General features: G+C 71.9%; 12 protein-coding genes, 2 rRNA genes and 1 pseudogene. 6 read left to right on the top strand and 9 right to left on the bottom strand.

The features are described from left to right. Positions 1–99: 99 nt before the first annotated feature. Positions 100–1,770: a DUF885 domain-containing protein gene (locus ACN267_RS26275; RefSeq protein ID WP_204957368.1), complete on the top strand. Its 1,671-nt coding sequence runs from the start codon at positions 100–102 to the stop codon at positions 1,768–1,770. An 86-nt stretch (positions 1,771–1,856) separates the two neighbouring features. Here the strand turns inward: ACN267_RS26275 and ACN267_RS26270 are convergent, their stop codons facing one another. The 3 genes from ACN267_RS26270 to ACN267_RS26260 all read right to left on the bottom strand — a co-directional run bounded on the left by ACN267_RS26270 (position 1,857) and on the right by ACN267_RS26260 (position 5,616). Next, positions 1,857–3,356 carry a DUF6114 domain-containing protein gene (locus tag ACN267_RS26270; RefSeq protein ID WP_421489886.1) on the bottom strand — a complete coding sequence of 500 codons (1,500 nt, stop codon included), beginning with the start codon at positions 3,354–3,356 and terminating at the stop codon, positions 1,857–1,859. Positions 3,357–3,457: 101 nt separating this feature from the next. Further along, on the bottom strand, positions 3,458–4,072 hold the full coding sequence (locus ACN267_RS26265) for a DUF6230 family protein (RefSeq protein ID WP_421489885.1): 615 nt from the start codon (positions 4,070–4,072) through the stop codon (positions 3,458–3,460). A gap of 362 nt (positions 4,073–4,434) precedes the next feature. Beyond that, positions 4,435–5,616 (bottom strand): DUF3068 domain-containing protein, encoded by a 1,182-nt coding sequence (locus tag ACN267_RS26260; RefSeq protein WP_421489884.1) that lies wholly within the window; start codon positions 5,614–5,616, stop codon positions 4,435–4,437. A gap of 113 nt (positions 5,617–5,729) precedes the next feature. On the opposite strand from ACN267_RS26260, the gene ACN267_RS26255 reads away from it, so the two are divergent. Next, positions 5,730–6,947, top strand: a complete 1,218-nt coding sequence (locus tag ACN267_RS26255) for an acyltransferase family protein (RefSeq protein WP_281902161.1) — start codon at positions 5,730–5,732, stop codon at positions 6,945–6,947. Here ACN267_RS26255 and ACN267_RS26250 read toward each other — a convergent pair. Then, a complete protein-coding gene (locus ACN267_RS26250; RefSeq protein WP_421489883.1) occupies positions 6,842–11,062 on the bottom strand; it encodes an alpha-(1->3)-arabinofuranosyltransferase domain-containing protein in 4,221 nt (1,406 codons plus the stop codon). The two genes, ACN267_RS26255 and ACN267_RS26250, sit on opposite strands and share 106 nt — an antisense overlap. A 184-nt stretch (positions 11,063–11,246) precedes the next feature. Between ACN267_RS26250 and ACN267_RS26245 the strand changes: the two are divergent. Further along, positions 11,247–12,392, top strand: a pseudogene (locus ACN267_RS26245) (glycosyltransferase family 4 protein); the annotation flags it as partial. Between the two features lie 131 nt (positions 12,393–12,523). Here ACN267_RS26245 and ACN267_RS26240 read toward each other — a convergent pair. Continuing rightward, complete coding sequence (locus ACN267_RS26240; RefSeq protein WP_204957361.1) at positions 12,524–12,718, bottom strand: hypothetical protein; 195 nt, start codon at positions 12,716–12,718, stop codon at positions 12,524–12,526. 127 nt (positions 12,719–12,845) lie between these two features. After that, entirely contained in the window at positions 12,846–14,348 is a 1,503-nt protein-coding gene (locus tag ACN267_RS26235; RefSeq protein WP_421489882.1) for a hypothetical protein, read from the bottom strand. 199 nt (positions 14,349–14,547) lie between these two features. On the opposite strand from ACN267_RS26235, the gene ACN267_RS26230 reads away from it, so the two are divergent. The 3 genes from ACN267_RS26230 (at position 14,548) to ACN267_RS26220 (ending at position 20,473) form a co-directional block, all read left to right on the top strand. Continuing rightward, positions 14,548–15,846: a polysaccharide biosynthesis protein gene (locus ACN267_RS26230; protein WP_421489881.1), complete on the top strand. Its 1,299-nt coding sequence runs from the start codon at positions 14,548–14,550 to the stop codon at positions 15,844–15,846. 12 nt (positions 15,847–15,858) lie between these two features. Next, positions 15,859–18,375, top strand: a complete 2,517-nt coding sequence (locus tag ACN267_RS26225; RefSeq protein WP_421489880.1) for a fibronectin type III domain-containing protein — start codon at positions 15,859–15,861, stop codon at positions 18,373–18,375. A gap of 277 nt (positions 18,376–18,652) precedes the next feature. After that, on the top strand, positions 18,653–20,473 hold the full coding sequence (locus ACN267_RS26220; RefSeq protein WP_421489879.1) for a VanW family protein: 1,821 nt from the start codon (positions 18,653–18,655) through the stop codon (positions 20,471–20,473). A 229-nt stretch (positions 20,474–20,702) separates the two neighbouring features. On the opposite strand, the gene ACN267_RS26215 is transcribed toward ACN267_RS26220, so the two are convergent. The 3 genes from ACN267_RS26215 to ACN267_RS26205 form a co-directional block, all read right to left on the bottom strand. Continuing rightward, positions 20,703–21,329 (bottom strand): NADPH-dependent F420 reductase, encoded by a 627-nt coding sequence (locus ACN267_RS26215; RefSeq protein ID WP_204957356.1) that lies wholly within the window; start codon positions 21,327–21,329, stop codon positions 20,703–20,705. 376 nt (positions 21,330–21,705) lie between these two features. Continuing rightward, positions 21,706–21,822: ribosomal RNA gene (gene rrf / locus ACN267_RS26210) — 5S ribosomal RNA — on the bottom strand. Positions 21,823–21,926: 104 nt separating this feature from the next. After that, positions 21,927–25,037, bottom strand: a 23S ribosomal RNA gene (locus ACN267_RS26205). Between the last annotated feature and the right edge of the window lie 157 nt (positions 25,038–25,194).

Here is a 25,194-nt window from a genome sequence, read left to right as displayed (position 1 = left end):
TTTGGGGCGATGTTGCGGTACCGGAAGCGCAGGGGATGCCGCAACGACGGCTCCGATGTGCCGATCACGCCGTTCGCGACGGTCACGTAGGGTCGCAGCGTGGGACGAATCGATGACCTCGCGAACCGGTACGTGGCCGACTGGGCGCAGCTGAGCCCGACCGGCGCCACCTACGTCGGCATCGCCGGCTACGACGACCAGCTCGACGACCTCTCGCCCGCCGGTTACGAGGCACGGGCCGAACTGACCCGGCGCGCCCTCGCCGACCTGGACGTGACCGAGCCGGAGTCCGAGGCGGAGCGGACGGCCAAGGAGGCGATGCAGGAGCGCCTGGGGCTGGAACTGGCCCGGCACGACGCGGGCGAGATCACCAGCGAGGTGAACGTCATCGCCAGCGGCCTGCACGAGATCCGGATGGTCTTCGACCTGATGCCCACCGAGGGGGAACAGGGCCGGGCCGCCGTCGCCGCCCGGCTCAACCGGTTCGCCGCCACCCTGGAGGGCTACAAGACCACGCTGCGTGAGGCCGCCGCCGCCGGTCGGGTCAGCTCCAAGGTGCAGCTCACCGAGGTGGCCAAGCAGTGCGACACCTGGACGGACCCGCACGGCGACAACTTCTTCCACGGGCTGGTGCAGCGGCTGGACGCCGACGGCACGCTCGGTGCCGAGCTGCGCCGGGGTGCGGCGGCGGCGACCGCGGCGACCGCCGAGTTCGGCCAGTTCCTGCGTACCGAGCTGGTTCCGCTGGGGCGGGACAAGCAGGCCGCCGGCCGGGAACGGTACGAGCTGGCCTCGCAGTACTTCCTCGGCGCGAAGATCGACCTCGACGAGACGTACGCCTGGGGGTTCGCGGAACTGGCCCGGTTGGAGGCCGAGATGCGGATCGTGTCCGGCCGGATCGCCGGCCCGGGTGCCACCATCGACGAGGCGGTGGCCGTGCTGGACGCCGACCCGGCCCGCACCATCCAGGGCAAGGAGGCGTTCCGGGACTGGATGCAGGCGCTTGCCGACAAGGCGATCAGCGAACTGCACGGCACCCACTTCGACATCCCCGAGCAGGTCCGGCGGATCGAGTGCTGTCTCGCCCCGACCAGCGACGGGGCGATCTACTACACCGGGCCGAGTGAGGACTTCTCCCGGCCGGGGCGGATGTGGTGGGCGGTGCCGCAGGGGGTCACCGACTTCTCCACCTGGCGCGAGGTGACCACGGTCTACCACGAGGGCGTTCCCGGCCACCACCTCCAGGTCGCGCAGACCGCCGTCCGGGCGGAGCTGCTCAACCGCTGGCAGCGGCTGCTGTGCTGGGTCTCCGGCCACGGCGAGGGCTGGGCGCTCTACTCCGAACGGCTGATGGACGAGCTGGGCTACCTGGAGGACCCGGGCGACAAGCTCGGCATGCTCGACGGGCAGGCGTTCCGGGCGGCCCGGGTGATCGTCGACATCGGCATGCACCTGGAGCTGGAGATCCCCCGGGACAACCCGTTCGGCTTCCACCCGGGTGAGCGGTGGACGCCGGAGCTGGGCTGGGAGTTCATGCGGGCGCACTGCCGGGTGCCGGAGGAGAACCTGCGCTTCGAACTGAACCGCTACCTGGGCTGGCCGGGGCAGGCGCCGTCGTACAAGGTGGGCGAGCGGATCTGGCTCCAGGCCCGGGAGGAGGCGATGGCCCGCAAGGGTGCCGACTTCGACCTGAAGGAGTTCCACCGGCAGGCGCTCGACCTGGGTGCGCTCGGGCTCGACCCGCTGCGCCGGGCCCTGGCCCGGCTCTGAACCGCACCGCCGGTCGGCGGGCGTTACGGGTGTGTCGGGGGCGGGCGGATGCCCGCCCCCGACACACCGTGGGGGTGGGAGCAGGGTCAGGAGAGGCTCAACGCCAGTGCCGGTCGGGCGGTCAGCGTGTCGGAGTCGACGAACGCCAGGTCGATCGCCGGGTCGGTGAAGGTGATCGGGATCGGCGAGGTGACCGGGATGCCGTCGGGGAACGGCAGGTCGGGGGTCAGCGTGATGGTGATGCCGAGCAGCTTGCCGACGAACCGGGTGGCGTAGAACGCGACGTCGCCCCGCACCGTCAGCTCGTCGGTGACGTACCGCTGGTGGCGGCCCGCCGGGCCGTCCGCGACCAGGCTGAAGTCGGCGGTGACCGCCCGGCTCATGCTGAACTTCAACGCCGTCAGCGTGCCGTCGGCGGTGGGCAGCTCGACGATGCCCTCGAACCGCAGCCCGGTCATGGTGACCCGGGTGCCGGTCAGCTTGGACGGCTGCCGGGCCACCCTCGGCTGCCCCGGCTCGGGGGCGATCCTCGGCAGCGGCCGTCCCGGCCGTACGGTGCCGGGGCCGCCGGGTTTCCCGGGGGTGCAGCGGGTCGGGGGGCGGGTCGCGCTGGGCTTCGGTCGGGTGGTGGGGGTGGCCTTCGGGGTCGTCCCGGCCCCAGGCGGCGGGGTGCGGCCGGCCGACGGGGTGGCGGTCGGATCGGTCCTCCCACCGCCGGTGAACAGGTCACCGATGCCGTGCAGCAGGTCGGTGAGCAGGTTGCCGTCCGGGGACGGGGACGAGGACGGGGACGGGGACGGGCTGGCCGCGCCGGGGGTGGCCGTCGGGGTCGCGGTCCGGCTCGCCGTGGGACGCGGGGCGGCGGTCCCGGTGGGGATCGGCCGTGCGCAGGTGGTCGGTGCCGACTGCGGCGCGGCGGCCCGTACCGGCCCCGGGGCGGCGGCCACCAGGGCACCGGCGGCGAGGCCGAGGACCAGCAGCGCGACCCCGAGGTGGCGCGGGTCCCGCCCGCCTGCGGGGTCCTGTGCCGGATCGCGTGCTGTGGTGGCGTCAGTTCCGGAGCCGCCGAAGAAGCCGAGCCGGCCGTCGGCGTCGAACCCGCCGTCGACGCCGGGGGCGGCGTCCGCCTCGGGGTCGGCGTCCGGGTGGGGTGCGGCGGTGGTCGGCGCGGCGGGGTCGGTGGCGGGCGGTGGGGCGGGGCGGACCGGGGTCCAGGCGAAGCCGAGGGCACTGCCGACGAGGCCGAGCAGCAGACCGAGGAAGAACCCGCCGAGGTTGAGGCCCATCAGGGAGTAGACCGTGGTGACCGCCGCGACGATCGAGTAGAACAGCCGCTGGCCGGGGCTGAACCAGAGCAGCAGCCCACAGGTGACCAGGATGATCGGGATGAGCAGCGAGTAGAGCCCGGTCGCGCCGGAGGAGAAGCTCAGCCCGTTGAGGGTCATCCTGGTGGAGGCGAACATCTCCACCCCGGCGAGCACGGTGAGCAGGCCACCCCAGAACGGCCGGCTGCGTCGCCACCGGCGGAAGCTCCGCCACCCGCGACCGGGGCCGGCCGGGGCGTACGGCGGTTGCGCGCTTGTCACGTGCTCCTCCTGGGCGGATGGGTTCGGGGTCGGGTGGGCCGGGCCCCTGCCGTCCGGCGGGGGTGACGAGAGGGGTCCGGCCCGGCGTCGTCGGGCGCGGCTCACTCGTCCGCGAAGCACTCCTTGCCCTTGGCGGCGTCGCCGACGTTCACCTTGAGCCGCAGGCCGGTCAGGTTGAACGTGGCCGCCGTGGTGTAGCGGGACACCTGCCGCAGGTCGGTGATGGTGACGTGCTGGGCGTCCTGGCCGAACGAGCCGGCCTGCGCCGACGCGTTGAGGTCGGTGGCGTCCCGGCCGATGCGGATGTTGGTGAAGGTGGCGTTGCCGCCCAGGCTGTCCATCGCGATCATCATGTTCTTGGCGGTGGCCGGCTTGTCGTCACCGGCGTTGATGGTCAGCACCACCGGCAGGCCGGGCAGGTCGGCGCGGACGGACTGGCAGAGCTTGTAGAGCTGCGCGCTGCTGATCTCGGAGAGGGCGACCGGGTGGACCTTGCCGCTCTTCTCCTTGACGATGCCGCCGTACTGGGTGAAGCCGTCGCCCTCCAGGCGTTCGGCGCCGATCTTGAAGGTCTGCCCGGAGACGGTGATGTCGGAGGCGATGGCCCCGCTCTGCATGCCGAACAGGATGGCGCCCACGGCGGCCGTCGCGGGCACCATCATCGCGGCGAAGCGCCGCCACCGGGTACGCCCCGGCTCGTCGGTCCGATTCTGCACGGATTCCTCCTCAGGCTGGTGCCGGTCGTGGAAGCCGGTCGGGCCGCCGACCGGGCCGGAAGATCTGTTACCGACGGGTAACGAATGTGCGCCTGATGGTGCACCCGCTGAGGCGTGGCTCACAAGACCCCACCTACCGACCGGTAACCGTCGATCGCCGGGACCGGTCGCCATGTTCACGCTGGGTGCAACCCACTCCCCGTCGCCGACCGGATAGATACCGCCAAATCCGGCGTCGATCCTCACGCTGAGCTGACAAACCATCGACAGGTTACGATTGTGCAACGGATGCGGACGGTTACCGGACAGACGCGGAGGGCGGGCCGGGAAACCCGACCCGCCCTCCGCACACCGCTGTGGAGTCAGCGCGTACCGGAACCGTCGCCGGTCCGCCAGTTGGTCGACGCGGGTGGGATCTCGTCGGTCAGCGGACCGCCCGGCCGCCCGGCGGCCGGCCCACCGACCGTGGCCGGCTCGGCCTTCCCGCCGCGGGTCGGCACGTCGGCCGCCGGGGCGACGCCTGCCGAATCCGGGCCGCCGGCCGTCGTCGCACGCCGCCCGGCGACGACCAACCAGAGCCCCAGCAGCAGCACCAGGCCACCGAAGACGGCCAGCCCGATCGGCAGGGTACGGCCGATCAGCTGGAGCTTGTCCCGGGTGACGCCCGCCGACTTCACGCTGTTGGCGATGGTCGCCTCGTCATAGACGAAGTCCGCGTCGAGCAGGGTCACCGGGCTGCCCTGGTTCGGCACGAAGTTCTTCCGCTGCTGCTCGCGTACCTTGACGAAGTTGCCGCTGACCGGCTCGATCCAGATCGTCCGGGTGTTGCTGTAGGTGACCTTGCCGGTGGTCGCCCCCGGGGCCAGCGCACCGGCCAACGCGGTCAGCGAACCCTCCGGGGTGACCAGGTCGGTCTCCGGAATCCGCTGCACGTACCGGTACGCCTCGGTGCCGTTGATCTGCTCGGTGCCGTCGAACGCGATCGGCAGCCCCCGGCGCAGGTCCCGGTCGAAGAAGGTGTGGTCCCGGCGTTCGGCGCGGAACGGGAACTTGTAGGTCTGCCCGGCGAAGGTCACCGAGTCGTCGGTGCCACCCGGACCGTCGGTGTCCAGGTATTGCTTGTCCCAGTCCCGGGCGGCGGCACTGACCCGGTCCAGGGCGAACTCGGCCGCGTACTTGCTGACGTCGGAGCCGTTGTCGGTCCGCACGACGGTGCCGTAGACGTCCCAGACGACCGCCTCGCCCCGCAGGTCGCCGGTCATCTCCTTCTCGGTCGTCGCCGCCTGCGGCACCACCTCGGTGGTGGCCTTGAGCTGCCCGGTCTGGATCGTCGGCTTCCCGTCGAGCACCTGCATGTAGGTGGCGTCGTCGGCGATCGCGACGCTCGCCCGCAGGCACCCGTCCGGCTTGCCGTCCGCGTCGCAGAACGTCAGGTCGTACGGCAGCTTCGTCACCGACGGCGCCACGTAGTACGCCGTTCCCGCGGCGACCGCGAGCGACAGCACGCCGATGCCGAACAACGCGGCACCCAGGCGAGTCTTCACTGGTCCTCCCCTAACAAAGACGGTCAGCCGGTTACCGGCGGAAGATCGAGGATGTAAAACTTGGCCGCAGGTTACTCCCGAGTCACATAGCCCCGCGACCCTCTGGACGGTTGATGTCTGCCCCGCTTCCCGATCAGGTCCTGCGACGGCTGCCCGCCCTCGACGCCGTCCGGGTGATCGGGGCACTCGCCGTGGTGGGGCACCATGTCGGCTTCGCCACCGGGCGTAACACCGGCGACACCACCGTCGGGGCCTGGCTGTCCCGACTGGACGTGGGCGTCGCGGTCTTCTTCGTCCTCTCCGGGTTCCTGCTGTTCCGGCCGTACGCGCACGCGCGGGCAACCGGCCAGCGGCCCCCGGGCACCGGCCGCTACCTGTGGCGACGGGCCACCCGCATCCTGCCCGCCTACTGGGTGGCGGTGGTGGTCTGCCTGCTGGCGCTGCCACAGAACCGGCAGGCGTCGACAGGTGACTGGCTGCGGCACCTCACGCTGACCCAGATCTACCAGCACGGGCAGCTGCGGCACGGGCTCAGCCAGACCTGGAGCCTGGCCACCGAGGTCACGTTCTACCTGCTGCTGCCGGTGCTGGCGGTCCTCCTGCTCGGCCGGCGACGGACACCGGGCACACCGACGTCGGCCCACCCGGACGGGGTGCTGCGGATCGCGGTGGCCGCGACGGTGGTCACCGGCGGCTGGGTGGCGTTGATGGGGTCGGGCCTGCTCAGCCTCGGCCTGCACACCATGTGGCTGCCCTCGTACGCCGGCTGGTTCGGTGCCGGGATGGCCCTGGCCGGCGCGCAGGTCGCGCTGCGCACCGGCCGGGGCGGGCGCTGGCGCTTCCTGGACGACCTGGGGCGGGCCCCGCTGGCCTGCTGGACGATCGCCCTGGGCGCGCTGGCCGTCGCCACCACCCCGGTCACCGGCCCCCGGGACCTGGCCGAGCCGACCGCCGGCCAGTTCGCCACCAAGCTCGTGCTCTACCTGGTGGTCGCGGTGCTGCTGATCGTGCCGGTGGCGTTCGGGCCGCAGACCCGCACCAAGGGCGTCTTCGACAGCATCGTCGGCCGGTGGCTGGGCCGGGTGTCCTACGGGCTGTTCCTCTGGCACCCGTTCGTGCTGGAGGGGATCTACCTGCTCGACGGCCGGCCGGAGTTCACCGGTGACCCGCTCGGCACGTTCGCCCTCACCGTGGCCGGTGGGCTGGTCCTCGCGGCGGTCAGCTACTACGCGGTGGAGCGCCCCTTCCAGCGCTGGGGTGGCCGGTGGCCACGTCGGCGCAGCACCAGCGACAGCCAGAGCAGGGTGGCGGTGGCGACCGCGGCCAACTGAGGCAGCCAGGCGGTGTGCCCGCCCCGGGTCGCCGCCCACCAGCCGGCCACCGCGAAACACGCCACCGGCAGCCAGCGCACGATGGCCCGGCGCAGCCGGTGCATACCGCGCCGGTCCGGCGGGTGCAGGTGCGGTTCCAACGCCCGCCCGGCCAGCACCACGGCCACCACCGTCAGCGCCACCCCGACCGCCGCCGGCCCGCCGAACGACAGCAACGCCCCGCCGCCGACGAGCGCGGCGAGCACCCGCCCGCGCCGCCGCCGCAGCACCACCGCCCCCGGGGTACGCCGTGACGGCAGCACCGCCAGCAGGGCGACCCCGGCCAGCAGCACCGCCCCGGCCCCGAGCGCCAGCACGTACCCCCGGTCGGGGGCGAACCGGAGCGTCACCGTACCGGCCACGTCGGCCGGGACGAGCCAGCCCTGCTGCCAGCCGTCCACCACGAACGGGGTGAGCGTCCGGCCGCCTGCGGTGGCGACCCAACCGGCGTTGGCGTTCTCCCGCAACGCCAGCACCCGCTGGCCGGGATAGCTCTCCAGGCGCAGCACCCGACGGGAGGCCGTCCACTCGTCGACCCGCAGCACCGTCCGGGTCGCCCCGGGTGGTCGGGGTCCGCCGGTCGCGTCGCTCGTACCGGTGCCGGCCGCGGTGCCACCGGCCGGCACCGCCGGGGTCGGGGCCCCGCCCGTCGGGGTGAGGGCGAGCCGGGTCGGTACGGTCAGCCGGGTCCCCGCCGCCACCACCCGGTTCTCCCCGGCGGCCAGCCGCAGCGGCGTCCTCGCGGCCGGACCGCAGAGCACCGCCGGCACCTCGCGTAGTTCCAGCAGGTCCCGTCGGCTGGCCACCAGCGCGGTCCGGCGCTGCCCACCGGCCACGGTCACCGTCGGGCCGGTGCCGCAGGGCAGGGTCACCCGCTTCGCGGGGTCCACCGTGGTGGCCGGGCCGTCCGGTAGCACGGTCAGCTCACCCACCCCCACCGGCAGGTCCTGCGTCACCCGCCGGTACGGGTCGTACGACGCCGTCGGCACCACGTCGGCGATCAGCACGGTCAGGTCGTCGCTGCGCATCGGCCTGTCGAACAGCAGCGTGCCGCCCTCGTCGAGCACCCCGCCGCGCATCCCCTCGTCGCCGAGCACGGTGACCCGCCAGGGGCGGGCCGCCGCCGCACCGGGCGGCAGGGTGATCCGCAACCCGCTGACCGTACGCGCCTTCGGCCAGGTCAACCGCAGCCACGGTTGCCGGTCGGCGTCGGCGGCGTACCAGATGGTCGCGGGGTTCCCGTCGACCACCGCGCCGGGGCGGGCGCTCGGGTGGGACACGCCGACGGTCGAGGCGGCCACGGTCGGGGTGACCCCGGTGGTGACCGCCGCCGCCCCACCGGGATCGAGCAGCGCGTTGAGCGCCCCGCCGGGCCGGGGCCGGGCCCACAGCGCGACCCGGTGGTCCGCGCCGACCGGCAACCGTACGGTGCGGTCGATCCGGTCGCTGTCCTCGGAGGCGCGGGCCATCGCCCCGGCGCAGATCGGCCGGCCCTCGTCGAAGACGCACGCCGGGATGGCCGGGGCTGCGACGAACACCATCGTGGCCGGCCGGTCGGTGGCCGGCGGGTCCGGCACGACCAGGGTCCGGGCGGCCTCGACACCGGGGATGACGAGTTCGGCGATGCCCACCCCGCCGAAGCCGGCCCGCACGTCGAAGACCTGCTCGACGGTGACCCGGACGAACCGGGTGGGGTAGCCGTCGGGCAGGAGCACCTCGACGGTCTGTCCGGCGGTCTGCACGGTGCTCTGCTGCCGACCTGCGGTCACGGTGATCCTGGTGGGCAGCGAGTCCGCCCCGGTGTCGAAGGTGATCCGCACCTGCCGCACGACCTGCGGCCGGTCCAGTTCCACCTCGAACCACTGCCCCGGCGCGCTGGTTCCCGGGGCGGACCGCCAGGACGTGCTCAGGTCGCCGTCGACTGCCGCGTACGGCTGGTGTTCGGGGCGTCCCCCGCCCAGCGGCTGCGCCTGCGACCAGGAACTGGACGCGGTCACCCCGCCGATGCCGAGGTAACGCACCACGGTGGACTCCCCGTCGGCCCACTCCGGCAGGTAGTCCCGGGCCGGGGCGTCGAGCTGGGGGCGGTCCCGGGCGGTGAGGGTGGCCGAGGCGTTGTCGTGCTGCTGCCCGAAGGCCACCTCCCGGCGGCGCAACCCGTCGGTGAGCGTCACCGACGACGCGTCCAGCCCGGCCGGGCGGTCCCCGGCGAGCACGGTGGGCGCGGCGGAGAGCCGGCCGGCGGCGGCCAGCGGCAGCAGCGACTCGGGGCCGCCGACGACCGTGGTCAGGTCGGCGGCGTCGTACGCGACGACCCGGTCGACGTCGCGGCGGACCTCGTACACCTCCAGGGCCCGGACCGCGACGTCCAGTCCCCGGTCGACGACGTTGCCGGGCAGCCGGCCCCCGCCGACCTCGGGGCCGAACCCGCGCACCGGCTCGATGCCGGCGGAGCGCAGCAGCGCCTGCCGGACCACCACCGGCCGGACGGCATCGCTGCGGCCGTAGTCGAGGTCGGAGCGCAGCAGCAGGTACTTCACCCCGGAACGGGCGAGCAGGTCGGCGAGGCCGGCGGAACCCTCCCCGTCGGCCAGCGCCGACTCGACGGTGTCCAGCAGCCGGATGGTGCCGGGCGGGGTGAGCGGCACCGAGCTGCGCACCGCCCACGGCCGGTCGGACAACGGCTGGGTGATCTCGTCGCTGGGGCTGCCCCACAGGTAGCGGGGGAACCGGGCGGCGGGCACCACCAGCACCCGGTCGTCGCCGACGGCCCGGTCCAGCCAGTCCGACGCCTCCCGCCAGTAGCCGGGTACCCCGGCGAAGCTGCCCTGGGCGGCCAACCCGCCGCCGAGCGCGGGCGTGGCCACCGCGGCGACCGCGACCAGGGCGGTGCCGGTGACCAGGCCGGCACGCAGCCGGACCGGTTGCAGCGCCCGGGGCAGCAGAGCGGCCAGTTCGGGCCGGTCGCCGGTGCGGGCGGCCCGCAGCACCAGCCCGACCAGGTGGGCCAGGCCTAGGATGAGCGGCAGCCGGAGCACCACGTCGAACTTGTGCACGTTGCGCAGCGGCGCGCCGGCCGCGTCGAGGAAGGTGCGCTGGGTCTGCGCGCCGAACCCGTCGAGCTGGCCGAGGTGCCCGAGCCCGACCAGGGCCAGCCCGACCAGCAGCCCGGTGACCAGGAACCGCCGGTACGGCATGCCCCGGCGGGCCAGCCCGGCGATGCCCAGCCCGGCGACCACCAGGGTGGCGACCACCAGGGGACGTTCGGTGGCGAGCCGCCAACCCGCCGTCCACGGCGGCCCGTACGCGCCGGTGAGGTAGGCGTGCCAGTGCGAGGCGCCGCGCAGCACGGTGGTGGTGTCGGTGGGGGTGGTGGTCACCGGCGCGGTCTCGATGTAGTCGAGGAACGGCGGGCTGTACCGGCCGAGCAGCAGCAGCGGCACCAGCCACCAGGCGGTCGCCGCACCCACCGCGAGCCCCCAGGCGGCCAGCGCCTTCACCCGCAGCCGGAACGGGTGCAGGCCGAGCAGCCAGAGCGCGGCCAGCGGCACCACGGCCAGTACGGCTGTCGCGTTGACCCCACCGGCACAGGCCACCACCAGGGCCGACCGGGTGACCGCCCGCCGCAGCGGCACCCCGTCGACCAGGCCGACCAGCGGGACGAGCACCCACGGGGCGAGCGCGCTGGGCCACGCTTCCACCGAGATCGGGCCGAGTTCGGTGAGCAGCCGGGGGGAGAGCGCGAAGGCGGCACCGGCGAGCAGCCGCGCCCACGGGGTGCCGACGTGCAGCCGCTCGGCGAGCCGGACCACGCCGACGCAGGCCACCGTCAGCAACAGCGCCCACCACAACCGCTGCACCACCCACGCCGGTACGGCGAGCAGCTTGCCGAGCAGGAAGAACGGTCCCATCGGCCACAGGTAGCCGTACGCCTGATTCTGCAACTGCCCGAAGGTGCCGTCCGGGTCCCAGACGTGCAGGGCCCGGGTCAGCCATCCGGCCGGATCGATGGCCAGGTCGACCTTGGTGTCGATGGCGATCAGCCCGGGGTCCTGGAGGAACGCCAGTGCCGACAAAGCCAGACACACCGCCACCAAGCGCACACGCCACACCGTGCTCGATGTGTCGTCCGGCCCCTCGGCCGCCCCCGGACGGCCCGGCGACTGCTGCATCTCGCCTCCGATCGGGCATTGCGACGTGCGTGACGCAGCCCATAGTGTGACGCGACCGCGAAGACTACTCGGCAGTAGGAGTTGAGTGTTGGACGCACCCGCTGCCGCCACCACCAGGCACATTCTGTTCCTCAACTGGCGGGACACCCGCAATCCGGAGGGCGGCGGATCGGAGGTCTACGTCGAGCGGATCGCCGGCGAACTGGTCCGCCGCGGCCACCGGGCCACCCTGTTCTGCGCCACCCACCCCGCCGGTCCCGACGAGGAGACCACCCCCGACGGCGTACGCGTGCTGCGGCGCGGTGGCCGGCACACCGTCTACCTCCGGGCGGCGCTGGCGTACCTGGCCGGGGCGCTCGGCTTCGGCCCGCTGAGCCGCCGCCGGGGCGGCCGACCCGACCTGATCGTCGACGTCGGCAACGGGCTGCCGTTCCTGTCCGCCCTCTACGCCCGCCGACCGGTCATCGCGCTGGTGCACCACGTGCACCGCGAGCAGTGGCCGGTGGTGCTCGGCCCCGGGCTGGCCCGGTTCGGCTGGTGGGTGGAGTCCTGGCTCGCCCCCCGGGTCTACCGTCGCTGCCGGTACGTCACCGTCTCCGCCGCCACCCGCGACGAACTGGCCACCCTCGGCATCGACCCGGCCCGGGTCGACATCGTGCACAACGGCACCCCGGACATGAGAGTCGGCCCGGTGCCCCGCTCGGCGGAGCCGTCGCTGGTGGTGCTCGGCCGGCTGGTCCCGCACAAGCAGGTCGAGGTGGCGCTGTGGACCCTCGCCGCGCTCGGCGACGAACTGCCCGGCCTGACCCTGACCGTGGCCGGGCAGGGCTGGTGGGAGGCGCAGCTGCGGCACACCACCGCCGAGCTGGGCCTCACCGACCGGGTCCGGTTCACCGGCTTCGTCTCCGACGCCGACAAGCGGCAGCTGCTCGCCTCGGCCTGGGTGGCGCTGACCCCGTCGCTCAAGGAGGGCTGGGGGCTCACCATCGTCGAGGCCGGCGCGGTCGGCACCCCGACGGTCGCGTTCCGGGGCGCCGGTGGGGTCGAGGAATCCCTGGTGGACGGTGAGACCGGCCTGCTCGCCGAGGACGTCGACGACTTCGTGGCCAAGGTGCGCCGGCTGTTGACCGACGACGACCACCGGGCCACCATGGGCGCGGCGGCCCGCGCCCATGCCGCCCGGTTCACCTGGCCGGTCTCGGGCGAAAAATTCGCGGCCCTCGTGACGAGAGCCGCGAACGGTCCGGCGGGCACGCCGGTCGAGCGGTCGGGGCCGGCGGACACACCGGCGCAACGGTCGGAGCAGACAGAACAGTCAGGGTCGACGGTGCCGGCGGGGTCACCGGCCGGGCAGGTGGAACGGTCCTACCTGGTGCCGTAGACCAGCGGCCGGTTGGCACCACCGTTGCCGCCGCCGGACTCGGTGCGGGCGGCCTGCTCGGCCTTCGCCGCCTCGGCCGCCGACGTGCCGGTCAGGCTGGTGGCCAACGCCACCGTGCCGAAGGCACCCAGAGCGATCGCGGCCACCGCGACCAGAACCAACGAGAGAGCACTGCGCATGGTGCTGTATTCCTCCTCGTGAGCTGCGTGCGCGGCACGTTACCACCAAGTAGCCAACGCCGGGAGGGCCGCGCGGACGATCAACCACCGGCCCGGCAGGCAGGGGAAACAGGCGGCGACCGGCCGGTCACCGGCCGGCGGGATTCTCGTACAGGGTCAGGTCGGGCCCGGCGTACACCTCGCGCAACCCGGCCAGCGTCGCCGGGTCCACCCGGCCACCGACGGTCCGCTGCACCACCACCCACCGCACCCCGGTCGCGGCGACCGGGCCACCGGCGGCGAGCACCCGGCCCACCTCGGCGGCCCGCGGGTTCTCCCCCCGCACCGCCGTCGACCCCACCCACAGCGTGTCGTCCACCAGCACGTCGGCGTCGACGTAGCGGGGCAGCGGGTCCAGCACCGTCCGACCGTCGTTCCACGGGTACGCCCGGTAGGCCCCGAACGGCAGCGACAGCACCTCCCCCGACCGGCCGTCCAGCCGCCGGGCCACCGCGTCCCAGTCCGCCGGGTACGCCACCGGACGCAGCCGGCCCGCCGCACCGAACGCCAGGTCGGGCAGCACCACCACGGGCAGCAGCAGCACGGCGACGAGCACCGCACCGGCACCGCCCGGCGCACCCCGGGCGGCGACCCGATCGGCCAGCCGCTCCGCCCCCAGCGCGGCGGCCAGCGCCAGCAGCAGCGCGTACGGGACCAGGAGCTTCTGCCCGTCGCGCAGCACCCCGGCCCCGGGCACCGTCGCCACCAGCCACCCCAGCCCGGCCGACCCGCCCGGCAGCGCCCCGGCCAGGGCGGCCAGGAAACCGGCCACCGCCAACCCGACGAGCCGGTCCGCCGCCCCGGCCGGCCACCTCCGGCGCAACTCCCGCAGGCCGTACCCCGCCAGCACCAGCAGGACCACCGTCGCCACCGGCGTCAACGGCGACGCGCGGCTCGCCGGGACGGTCTGCCCGTTCCAGATCCCGCCGGTGCCGGCCAGCGCACCGACCACCCCGCTCCAGTTCTCCGCCCGCGCCGCGAACGCGGCCACCCCGGCCGGGTCGGACCGGGCGTCCGCCGCACTGAACCCGGCGACCACCAGCCACGGCAGGTTCAGCAGCAGCAGCGCGCCGACGGCCAGCGCGGTCGTCCGGCCGGCACCCCGTCGGGCGACCAGCACGGCGACCGTGACCAGGGCGACCAGGCCACCCGTCGGGGTGACCACGGCCGGCAACGCGGCCAGCACCAACCGGCGCAACCCGCCCGGCCGGTGCACCCGGATCGCGGCGTCGACCAGCCAGGGCAGCGCCCCGTACGCCAGCAGCAACCCCCAGTGCCCGATCAACAGCCGCTCCGCCAGGTACGGCGTCCACGCGTAGCCGACCGCGGCGACCACCCGGACCACCGGCCGCCGGGCGGGCACCAGCCGACCGGCCCCGGTCGCGGCGAGCAGCAGCACCCCGGCCAGCACCAGCCGTTGCAGCAGCCACCCCGGCACCGCCTGGCTGGCCAGCGAGACCAGCGCGTCCAGCGGGACCGCCCGGGGCAGCGAGTCGACCGGCGCGACCAGTTCGGCCCGCCACGGCTGCCGGGGCACGAAGACCATGTCGTAGCCGAGCACGTACCCGGGGGCGGCCAGCGGGGCCAGCACCAGTGCGGTGACGGCCAGCCCGGTGACGACGAGGATCGGCCTCTCCCGCAGGGGTTGACCTCCTCACTAGGCTGACCCGGCGATCGACGCCGGCGTGGCGACACTGTACTTGCGCTGCTGGCGACGGGCGGAGCCGCCGACCCGGGCGATCACGGGCGGGGCAGCGGAGCACCGGCGGAGCCGGCGACACGGAGCGGTGATGGGCACAGCAGCGGAGCACCGGCGACCCGGGGGCGGGCCGACCGACGGCACCGGGGGCCGGGCGGCCGGGATCGGCGTCGCCGGGGTGGCCGTCACCCTGGCCGGGGTCTTCGTCAACGGGCTCGCCTACGTGGTGCCGGTCCTCGGTGCCCGGCACCTCGCACCGGCCGAGCTGAGCGCGCTGGCCACCCTGCTGGCGCTCGGCGCGATCGGCGGCGTGGCCGGCACCGGCCTGCAGATCGCGGTGGCCGTGCACCGGGCCAGGCACGGTCGGGCCGGCACCGCCCGCCCCACCCTGCTGACCGTGGCGGTGACCACCGCGCTGCTGGCCGTGACGTTGCCGGTCGCCGCCGTCGGGCTGCGGTTGACCGGCCCGGCGGTGCTGCTGCTCGGGGTGCTGACCGTGGCGGTGGTGGCCGCCGGCCGGTGGCTCGGTGAACTCCAGGGCGACCAGCGTTTCCTGCGGCTGGCCGGCGGGATGGCGTTGCTCGCCGCCGGCCGCTACGGCGGCATGATCGCCGGGCTGGCGTCCGGTGGCGGGTTGACCGGCGCGCTGCTGGCCGGGGCGGTCACCTCTGTGCTGGTGCTGGCACTGCTGGTCCGGCTCAACCGGGGGGCGGGCCTGGACCCGGTCGCCCCGACCCTGGCCACCCGGACGGTGCTCACCGCCAGCGGGGCCACCCTGGCAATGCTCGTCGTGTCGTACGCCGACCTGCTGCTGGCCCGCCGGTTCCTGCCCCCGGACGCCTCCGGCACGTACGCGGTCGGCACGGTGCTCACCAAGGGCGCGTTGTGGGCCCCCCAGGTGGTGACGGTGATCGCGCTGCCCCGGCTGGCCCGGGGCGACCGGGGCACCCTGCGGGCCGCGCTGCTGCTGGTCGGGGCGGCCGGCGCGGCACTGGTGCTCGCCGCGACCCTGGCCGGTGGCCTGGCCTTCGGGTTGGCCGGCGGCCCGGAGTACACCCGCCACGGCGGTCTGGCACCGCTGTTCGCCGCCACCGGGGCGCTGTACGCGCTGGTCTTCGTGCTGATCAACGCCCGGGTCGCCGCGGCGGCCCGGTGGCCCTCGGCACCACTGTGGATCTCCACGGCGGGTTTCCTGGCCGCGACCGCCACGGTGGTGCCGCACACCGTCACCGGGATCGCCGGTGCCGCCCTGGCCACCGCGGCGGTCACCGCCGCCGTCACCGGCGTACTGACGCTCCACCGCGCCCCGGCAGCACCGTCCACGTCCACCCGGCCGACGACTACCGCCCCCGCCGTCGATCATGACACCCTACGGGTCGGTGACCGGTAGACGGGGGTTCTGGTGGCGGTGGTCGACGTGGGCCGGGGCGGTGCCGGTGTCCGCCGGCCGACCCGCTGGCTGCTCGCCGTCTGGCTGGTCGGGGTGCTCGCCGCCGTACCCGCCGCGACGCCGCACCCGGCCCGGCCCGACGACGGGACGGCCGCCGCCCTGCTCACCGCCGCCTTCGACGACTACGGCGACACCTCCGGCCGGTGGAACGGCGCCGACCGGACGGCCTCGGTACGGCTGCCCGACGGCCGGCTGCTCTGGCTGTTCTCCGACACCTTCCTCGGCCCGGTGCACCCCGACGGCTCCCGCCCCCGCACCGCGCCGTTCGTGCACAACTCGGCGGTCGTCCAGCAGGGCGACCAGCTCACCGCGACCCTGCACGGCGGCACCGCCGACGACCCGCGCGACCTGATCCCCGCGACGGCACCCGGCGAGTTCTCCTGGATCGGCGACGCCACCGTCTCCGGCGACACCCTCCAGGTGCTGGTCCACCGCTACCGGCGTACCGGTGTCAGCCCGCTGGACCACACCCTGCTCGGCACCGCCCTGGCCACGTTCGCGCTGCCCGCGCTCACCCCCACCGGGGTCCGCCCGCTGCCCCTGGCCGCCCGGGTCTCCTGGGGCTCCGAGCTGCTCCGCGACGGCGACCACACCTACGTGTACGGCACCGAGGCGGCCGGCGGGGCGAAGTTCGCCCACCTGGCCCGGGTGGCCGGCGACGACCTGACCGGCCGGTGGGAGTTCTGGACCGGCAACGGCTGGTCCGCCGACGACCGCGCCTCGACCCGGCTGCTCAGCGGCGTCGGCACCGCCTACGGGGTGCAGCGGGTCGACGGCCGGTACGTGCTGGTCACCCAGGAGAACAACCTGGTGTTCAGCGGCGACCTGGTGGCCTACTCGGCCGACGCACCGACCGGCCCGTTCACCGGCCCGGACTACCTGCACCGGGCCGGTGAGACGGCGGCCGGCCACCTGGTCTACGACGTCGACCTGCACCCGGAGCTGGCCCGTCCCGGCCGGCTGCTCTTCTCCTACAACGTCAACGACGTCGACGACGCGGTCACCTACGCTGACGCGGGCCTCTACCGGCCCCGTTTCGTCGAGGTGCCGTGGCCCCGCCGCCGCCCCGACCTGGCCGAGCTGCCCCCGCCACCGGCGGCGGTGACCGCCCGTCCGGGCGGCGCCGGCACCGCCGAGCTGGCCTGGCCGCCGGTACCCATCGACGACAAACTGCGCTACCAGGTGCACCGGCGGGACGTCACCGCCGGTCAGACCCACTTCGTCCGGATCGGCGAACCGGTCGACGAGCCCCGCTTCGCGGCCGACTTCCTGGTCAACGGGCACGACTACGAGTTCCGGGTGAGCGCCGTGGGCCGGCGCGGCGAGGGCCCGCCCTCACCGCCCGGCCGGGTCACCGCCACGGTGCCGCCCCCGCCACCGCCGGGCGGCCTGCGGGCGGTGCCGGGCCGGGCCGGTGACGTCGCGTTGAGCTGGCAACCGGTGCCCTTCGTCCAGCTCTACCGGGTGTACCGGCACGACCTGGACACCGGGGAACACGACGCGGTCGGCACCTTCACCGGCACCACCGCCACCGTCGCGTTCCTGCGGCACGCGCACCGCTACGAGTTCACCGTGGTCGCGGTCGGCGGTGGCGGCGACAGCCCACCCTCGACCCCGGTCCGGGTCACCGCCCTGGTCACCCCACCCGCGCCACCGTCGGGCCTGGTCGCCGCCGGGCAGCCCGACGGCACCGTCCGGCTGGCTTGGCGCACCCTCGGGCCGGGCGTCTCCTACCGGGTGTACCGGCGGGACCTGACCGCCGGCACCCGGGAGTACGGCCCGCCCGCGCTGGAGACCACCGCCGGGCACCTCGCCCGGCACCTGGAACACGGCCACGAGTACGAGTTCACGGTCAGCGCGGTGAACGGCGGCGGCGAGGGGACCCGGTCCACGCCGGTGCGGGCCCGCGCCCGGTTCACCGCACCCGCCGACGCCCCCCGGCAGCTGCGCGCCAAGGCCGGTGTCGGCAGCGTCGAGCTGACCTGGCTCTCGCCGGTGCCGGACGGCTGGCACCGGGTCCACCGGCGGGACGTCACCGCCGGGGAACGCGACTTCACCGTCGACGAGATCCCCACCCGGGGCACCCGGGCCGTCGTGGCGGGGCTGCGCAACGGCCACGAGTACGAGTTCACGGTGGCCGCGACGAACCAGGCCGGCCCGGGCCCACGCAGCGTGCCGGTACGGGCCACCCTGCGGTTGCCCACCCCCACCGGTCTCGTCGTGACCGCCGTCGACGCCGGTGAGGCCCGACTGACCTGGCAACCTGCCGGGCCGGGGTTGGCCTACCGGGTGCAGTGGCGCGACGTCACCGCCGGGGAGCCGTGGCGGGCCGACCCGTACCCGGTGCGGGAAGCCCGGCACACGGCGGTGCTGCTGACCCGGGGGCACGACTACCGGTTCCGGGTCGCCGTGACCGACGGGCGGGACGACGGGCCACCGACCCCGGCCGTCGGCGTCCGCATCCGCTGAGCACCGGCCGGTGGCGCGACCCGGGTGGCGGGCGACTGTGCCGCCGACCACTGCGGGTCCCGGCGGAACACCGCACCACGGTCGATTCGTCCGCCCCCGTACGGCGGCCACCTGGCGCTCATCCGGACACCGTGCCACGAACGCTCATACACCGTGTGACCGGCCGCGACACGCGGCGGTGAGGATGGCCGGACGCACGCTGTCGGCTGGCCGTGCGGTTGGCTACCGTAGGTGTCCCTGGGGGCCCGCAACCCCCCACGTGGTACGTCCGATCGAGGTGGCTGTGACCCTGTACGGCGACAAACCGGTCTCCGACGACCGCCCCACGGTGCAGGTCACCGCGGTGAGCTGGCCGTCCGAGGACGATCCCCCACCGCCCGGTGTGCCCGCAGGTCCCGGTTCCGGACCGGGGCCGTGGTGGCGGCGCGGCCGGGTGCTGCTCGCCGCCGGGGTGACCGCCGCGGTGCTGGCCGGGGTGGTCGGCGCGGGCGCCTGGGCGTACGCCGGGGACGTCCCACGCGGCACCAGCGTGCTCGGCACCGAGCTGGGTGGCCGCAGCCGGGCCGACGCGGCCCGGGAGCTGCGGGCCGAGTTGCAGAAGCGGGCCGCGACGCTCGACGCGCCGTTGACCGTGGTGGTGGGCGAGAACCGGGCGGAGATCAAACCCGCCGACGTCGGCCTGACGGTGGACGTGGACGCCACCGTCGCCGCCGCCACCGACGCGCAGGCGCACCCGGTGGACCGGCTGTTCGGTTCCCGTTCGGTCGACCCGGTGGTGACCGTCGACGCCACCAAGCTGGACGCGGCGTTGCGGCAGGTCCTCGGCGAGCAGGGTCGGGACATGACCATGCCGGCGATCATCTTCACCGGCACCACGCCGAAGCCGGTCTACCCCAAGCCGAGCCTGACCCTGGACCCGGAGCAGTCCGCCCGGGTGGTCCGCGCGGGCTGGCTGGCCGGCCAGCCGGTGACGGTGCCGGTGGTGGAGAAGAACCCGGTGACCACCCGGGAGGAGGTGGACCGGATGATCGCCGAGCTGGCGAAGCCGGCGGTCGCCGCACCGGTGACGATCACCTCCGCCAAGGGCTCGGTCAGCGTGCCGCCGGCGGCGATCGCCCGGTCGTTGCGCTTCTCGGCCGACGACGAGGGAAAGCTGACGCCGAAGGTCGACGTGAAGCGGCTCCGGTCGGCCCTGGGCAGCAAGCTGACCGCGATCGAGTCGACGCCCAAGGACGCCGGGTTGACCATCTCGGGCGGCAAGCCGAAGGTGGTGTCGGGCCGGGCCGGCCAGCAGCTCGATGCGGCGGCGCTGAGCCAGGACCTGCTGGCGGTGCTGCCGAAGCCGGACGGCCGGACGGTCACCGGGCAGCTCAAGGAGGCCGAGCCGGAGCTGACCGAGGCGAAGCTGGCCGAACTGGGCATCAAGGAGCGGGTCTCCACCTTCTCCACGAAGTTCCCCGGTGGGCTCTCCTCGCCGCGCAGCCAGAACATCATCCAGGCGGCGAAGGACGTGGACGGCACCATCGTCAAGCCCGGGGAGACGTTCTCGCTCAACGGCCACACCGGCGAGCGGGGCTACGACCAGGGCTACAAGGACGCTCCGGTGATCCTCGGCGGCAAGCTGGTTCCCGGGGTGGGTGGCGGCGTCTCCCAGTTCACCACCACGCTCTTCAACGCCAGTTACTACGCCGGCTTGGAGGACGTCGAGCACAAGCCGCACTCGTTCTACTTCAGCCGCTACCCGGCGGTGATCGAGTCGACGATCTTCTGGCCGGACCTGGACTTCAAGTTCCGCAACAACACGCCGTACGGGGTCCTGATCGACACCGCGTACACCTCGGACACGATCACCGTGTCGATGTGGAGCACCAAGATCTACGACAGCGTGAAGACGGAGTACGGCCCGCGCCGCAACATCACCTCGCCGAGGACGGTCTACCTGGAGCCCGGCCCGAGTTGCATCGCCGCCGCCGGCAGCACCGGCTTCACCCAGGACGCCTTCCGCGTGATCAAGAAGGATGGCAAGGTCGTCAAGCGGGAGAAGTTCAGCTGGACCTACGACCCCGAACCCAACTTCGTCTGCGGTCCCAAACCCTGACCCGCGCCCCGACCCGCTCCGGGCCGGGGGTACCACCCCGGACACGACCGAGCCCCGCCGGCTGATCAGCCGGCGGGGCTCGGTGTCTCCCGGGTACGCGGTGTGTCCCCGGGTACGCGGTGCCTGCCGGATATCCGGGCCGGCCCGGCATCCGGTGCCTCCCGGCGGAGGGAGTCGCTGCGGTGGTGGGTGGCGGTGCCACCCGGCCGTGACCCGCCGACGTGGCAGGTCAGGGGCGGGCTTCGGCGAGGCCCTGCCGGACGCCCTCGGCGTCCCGGTCGGTGCCGTACACGGGGGTGTCGGGCTGCTGTCGCCAGCTCTCGTCGAGGGTGCCCGCGTCGACCGGGTCGAAGCCGAGCGCGTCGACGAGCTGCATCACGAGCTGCTTGGCGTCGTTGTCGTCCCCGGCCACCGGCAGCGCGATCCGGTCACCGGCGTCGGCCGGCTTGCCGTGGTCCATCAGATGCGCCGCCTGGATGTTGTTGAACGTCTTCACCACCCGGGCGCCCTTGAGATGGTCGGCCGTCCACCGGCTGGAGCTGAGGCTGCGGTCGAGCAGTTCGGCGATGTCGCCGTCACGCTGCGGGTAGTAGTTGTTGGCGTCGACCACGATCTTGCCGTCGAACGGCTGCACCGGCAGCGTGGGCACCGCGAACAGCGGGATCGCCACCACGACCAGCTCGGCGTCCTGGACGGCCTGCTCCACGGTGCCGGCCGTCGCGCCGCTCTCCCGGGCCAGTTCGGTGAGACTCTCCGGGCCACGCGAGTTGGCAACCGTCACGTCGTGCCCCAGGGCGCTCAGCCGCCGGGTGAGGGTGCCACCGATGTGCCCCGAACCAATGATTCCGATCTTCATGACCACTCCTGCCTCCGCCGGTCCCGACGGTCAGTTCCGGTCCTACGGTCAGCAGGTACCCCGACAGGTCCGCTCCGATTGCGGTCGGGGCGTGCACCACGTCACGTCGTCGCGGACCCGGGCGCGGGCCCGGGAGCCAGGTCCCGAATCGACGGTACGAGGTCACGGGCGTCATCCGGGCCGATTCACCGAACGTCGGCAGCCCCTGCCGGTACCCGCCCCGCCCCTGGCGTCGGTCCTACGCCTGGCGGACACCGCAGCTCAGGGCCTGGACGCAGCCCCAGGGGACTGTTCCCCCGGGCAGGTCGCGGGCGAATGGGTGCAGGCAGCAGTCGAGGCCGGCCCCGTTCACGGGGCCGGCCTCGACCGAAAGATTGTCCGGCGGTGTCCTACTCTCCCACACCCTCCCGAGTGCAGTACCATCGGCGCTGGAGGGCTTAGCTTCCGGGTTCGGAATGTAACCGGGCGTTTCCCCTCCGCCATGACCGCCGTAACACTATGAACATATCAAACAACACACACACCCACGAAAACCTTCACCCGTGGGGGGTTGTTCGGTGTTTGTTCAGAGTTGCACAGTGGACGCGTAGCAGCCTTGTTATCAAGTCCTCGGCCTATTAGTACCGGTCAACTCAACCCGTTACCGAGCTTACATTTCCGGCCTATCAACCCAGTCGTCTAGCTGGGGGCCTTACCCCCACAAAGTGGGGTGGGATACCTCATCTTGAAGCAGGCTTCCCGCTTAGATGCTTTCAGCGGTTATCCCTTCCGAACGTAGCTAACCAGCCGTGCCCCTGGCGGGACAACTGGCACACCAGAGGTTCGTCCGTCCCGGTCCTCTCGTACTAGGGACAGCCCTTCTCAAGTATCCTACGCGCACGGCGGATAGGGACCGAACTGTCTCACGACGTTCTAAACCCAGCTCGCGTACCGCTTTAATGGGCGAACAGCCCAACCCTTGGGACCTGCTACAGCCCCAGGATGCGACGAGCCGACATCGAGGTGCCAAACCATCCCGTCGATATGGACTCTTGGGGAAGATCAGCCTGTTATCCCCGGGGTACCTTTTATCCGTTGAGCGACACCGCTTCCACACGCAAGTGCCGGATCACTAGTCCCGACTTTCGTCCCTGCTCGACCTGTCAGTCTCACAGTCAAGCCCCCTTGTGCACTTGCACTCAACACCTGATTGCCAACCAGGCTGAGGGAACCTTTGGGCGCCTCCGTTACCCTTTAGGAGGCAACCGCCCCAGTTAAACTACCCACCAGACACTGTCCCTGAACCGGATAACGGTCCGAAGTTAGATACCCGAATCAACCAGAGTGGTATTTCAAGATTGCCTCCACCCATACTGGCGTACAGGTTTCACCGGCTCCCACCTATCCTACACAAGCCCATTCAGATACCAATGTCAAGCTATAGTAAAGGTCCCGGGGTCTTTCCGTCCTGCCGCGCGTAACGAGCATCTTTACTCGTACTGCAATTTCGCCGGGCCTGTGGTTGAGACAGTGGGGAAGTCGTTACGCCATTCGTGCAGGTCGGAACTTACCCGACAAGGAATTTCGCTACCTTAGGATGGTTATAGTTACCACCGCCGTTTACTGGCGCTTAAGTTCTCCGCTTCGCCCCCGAAAGAGCTAACAGGTCCCCTTAACGTTCCAGCACCGGGCAGGCGTCAGTCCATATACATCGAATTACTTCTTCGCATGGACCTGTGTTTTTAGTAAACAGTCGCTTCCCCCTGCTCTCTGCGGCCATACAACGCTCCACCCGCACGGGGCTTCACGTCTCCGGCCCCCCTTCTCCCTAAGTTACGGGGGCAATTTGCCGAGTTCCTTAACCACAGTTCGCCCGATCGCCTCGGTATTCTCTACCTGACCACCTGTGTCGGTTTGGGGTACGGGCCGCTCAGAACTCGCTAGAGGCTTTTCTCGGCAGCATAGGATCACTGACTTCACCTGAATCGGCTCGGCATCACGTCTCAGCCTCAATGCACCGCGGATTTGCCTACGGCACGGCCTACACGCTTACCCCGGCACAACCACCGGCCGGGCTCAGCTACCTTCCTGCGTCACCCCATCGCTTGACTACTACCCGCCAGGTTCCCACGCTCCCTCCGTTCGGTCCGAAGACCTCCCAGAGCTCGGGTGGTTAGCACAACGAGGTTCATCACGGGCGCTCCTTCGCGGGTACGGGAATATCAACCCGTTGTCCATCGACTACGCCTCTCGGCCTCGCCTTAGGTCCCGACTCACCCAGGGCGGATTAGCCTGGCCCTGGAACCCTTGGTCATCCGGCGGAAGGGTTTCTCACCCTTCTTTCGCTACTCATGCCTGCATTCTCACTCGTGCCGCGTCCACAACTAGGTCACCCCGCTGCTTCACCCCCGGCACGACGCTCCCCTACCCATCCACACACCTGCACACCCCATCAAGGAGATGCGAAGTATCATGTGAATGCCACAGCTTCGGCGGTGTGCTTGAGCCCCGCTACATTGTCGGCGCGGAACCACTTGACCAGTGAGCTATTACGCACTCTTTAAAGGGTGGCTGCTTCTAAGCCAACCTCCTGGTTGTCTATGCGACCCCACATCCTTTTCCACTTAGCACACGCTTAGGGGCCTTAGCTGGTGATCTGGGCTGTTTCCCTCTCGACTACGAAGCTTATCCCCCGCAGTCTCACTGCCGCGCTCTCACTTACCGGCATTCGGAGTTTGGCTGATTTCGGTAAGCTTGTAGGCCCCCTAGACCATCCAGTGCTCTACCTCCGGCAAGAAACACACGACGCTGCACCTAAATGCATTTCGGGGAGAACCAGCTATCACGGAGTTTGATTGGCCTTTCACCCCTAACCACAGGTCATCCCCCAACTTTTCAACGTTGGTGGGTTCGGCCCTCCACACGGTCTTACCCGCGCTTCAGCCTGCCCATGGCTAGATCACTCCGCTTCGGGTCTAGAACATGCGACTACAACGCCCTCTTCAGACTCGCTTTCGCTACGGCTCCCCCACACGGGTTAACCTCGCCACATGCCACTAACTCGCAGGCTCATTCTTCAAAAGGCACGCCGTCACCCCGCAAGGCTCCGACGGATTGTAGGCGAACGGTTTCAGGTACTATTTCACTCCCCTCCCGGGGTACTTTTCACCATTCCCTCACGGTACTCGTCCGCTATCGGTCACCAGGAAGTATTTAGGCTTACCAGGTGGTCCTGGCAGATTCACGGCAGATTTCAGGAGTCCGCCGCTACTCGGGAACACCCACAGAAGATCAGCAACTTTCACCTACCGGACTCTCACCGACTACGGTTGGCTTTTCCACACCATTCGGCTAGCCACTGACTTTATAACTCCTCGAACAAGTGTCAGCCTGTTCAGCAGGGTCCCACAACCCCGACCACGCAACCCCTGACAGGTATCACACGCAACCGGTTTAGCCTCAATCCGCTTTCGCTCGCCACTACTCACGGAATCACTATTTGTTTTCTCTTCCTACGGGTACTGAGATGTTTCACTTCCCCGCGTTCCCCCCACACACCCTATGTGTTCAGATGTGGGTGACACCACATGACTGGTGCCAGGTTTCCCCATTCGGACACCCTGGGATCACAGCTCGGTTGACAGCTCCCCCAGGCCTATCGCGGCCTCCCACGTCCTTCATCGGCTCCTGGTGCCAAGGCATCCACCGTTCGCCCTTGACAACTTGACCACAAAGATGCTCGCGTCCACTGTGCAATTCTCAACAAACAACCAACCCACAACCCCACAGCTTCCCACCAAACCCGGCCAACACCGGCGGTATGAGAAACCAGGCCGTGCCTGGCACCTTCAACAAGCTTTTCGCTCATCCAAAGGCTCCGAAAAAA

It is taken from the genome of Micromonospora sp. WMMD734 (assembly GCF_049178975.1).
Classification (GTDB): domain Bacteria; phylum Actinomycetota; class Actinomycetes; order Mycobacteriales; family Micromonosporaceae; genus Micromonospora; species Micromonospora wenchangensis.
Note: the sequence above shows the minus strand (reverse complement) of the source record. Positions and strands in the feature narration are given on the sequence as shown.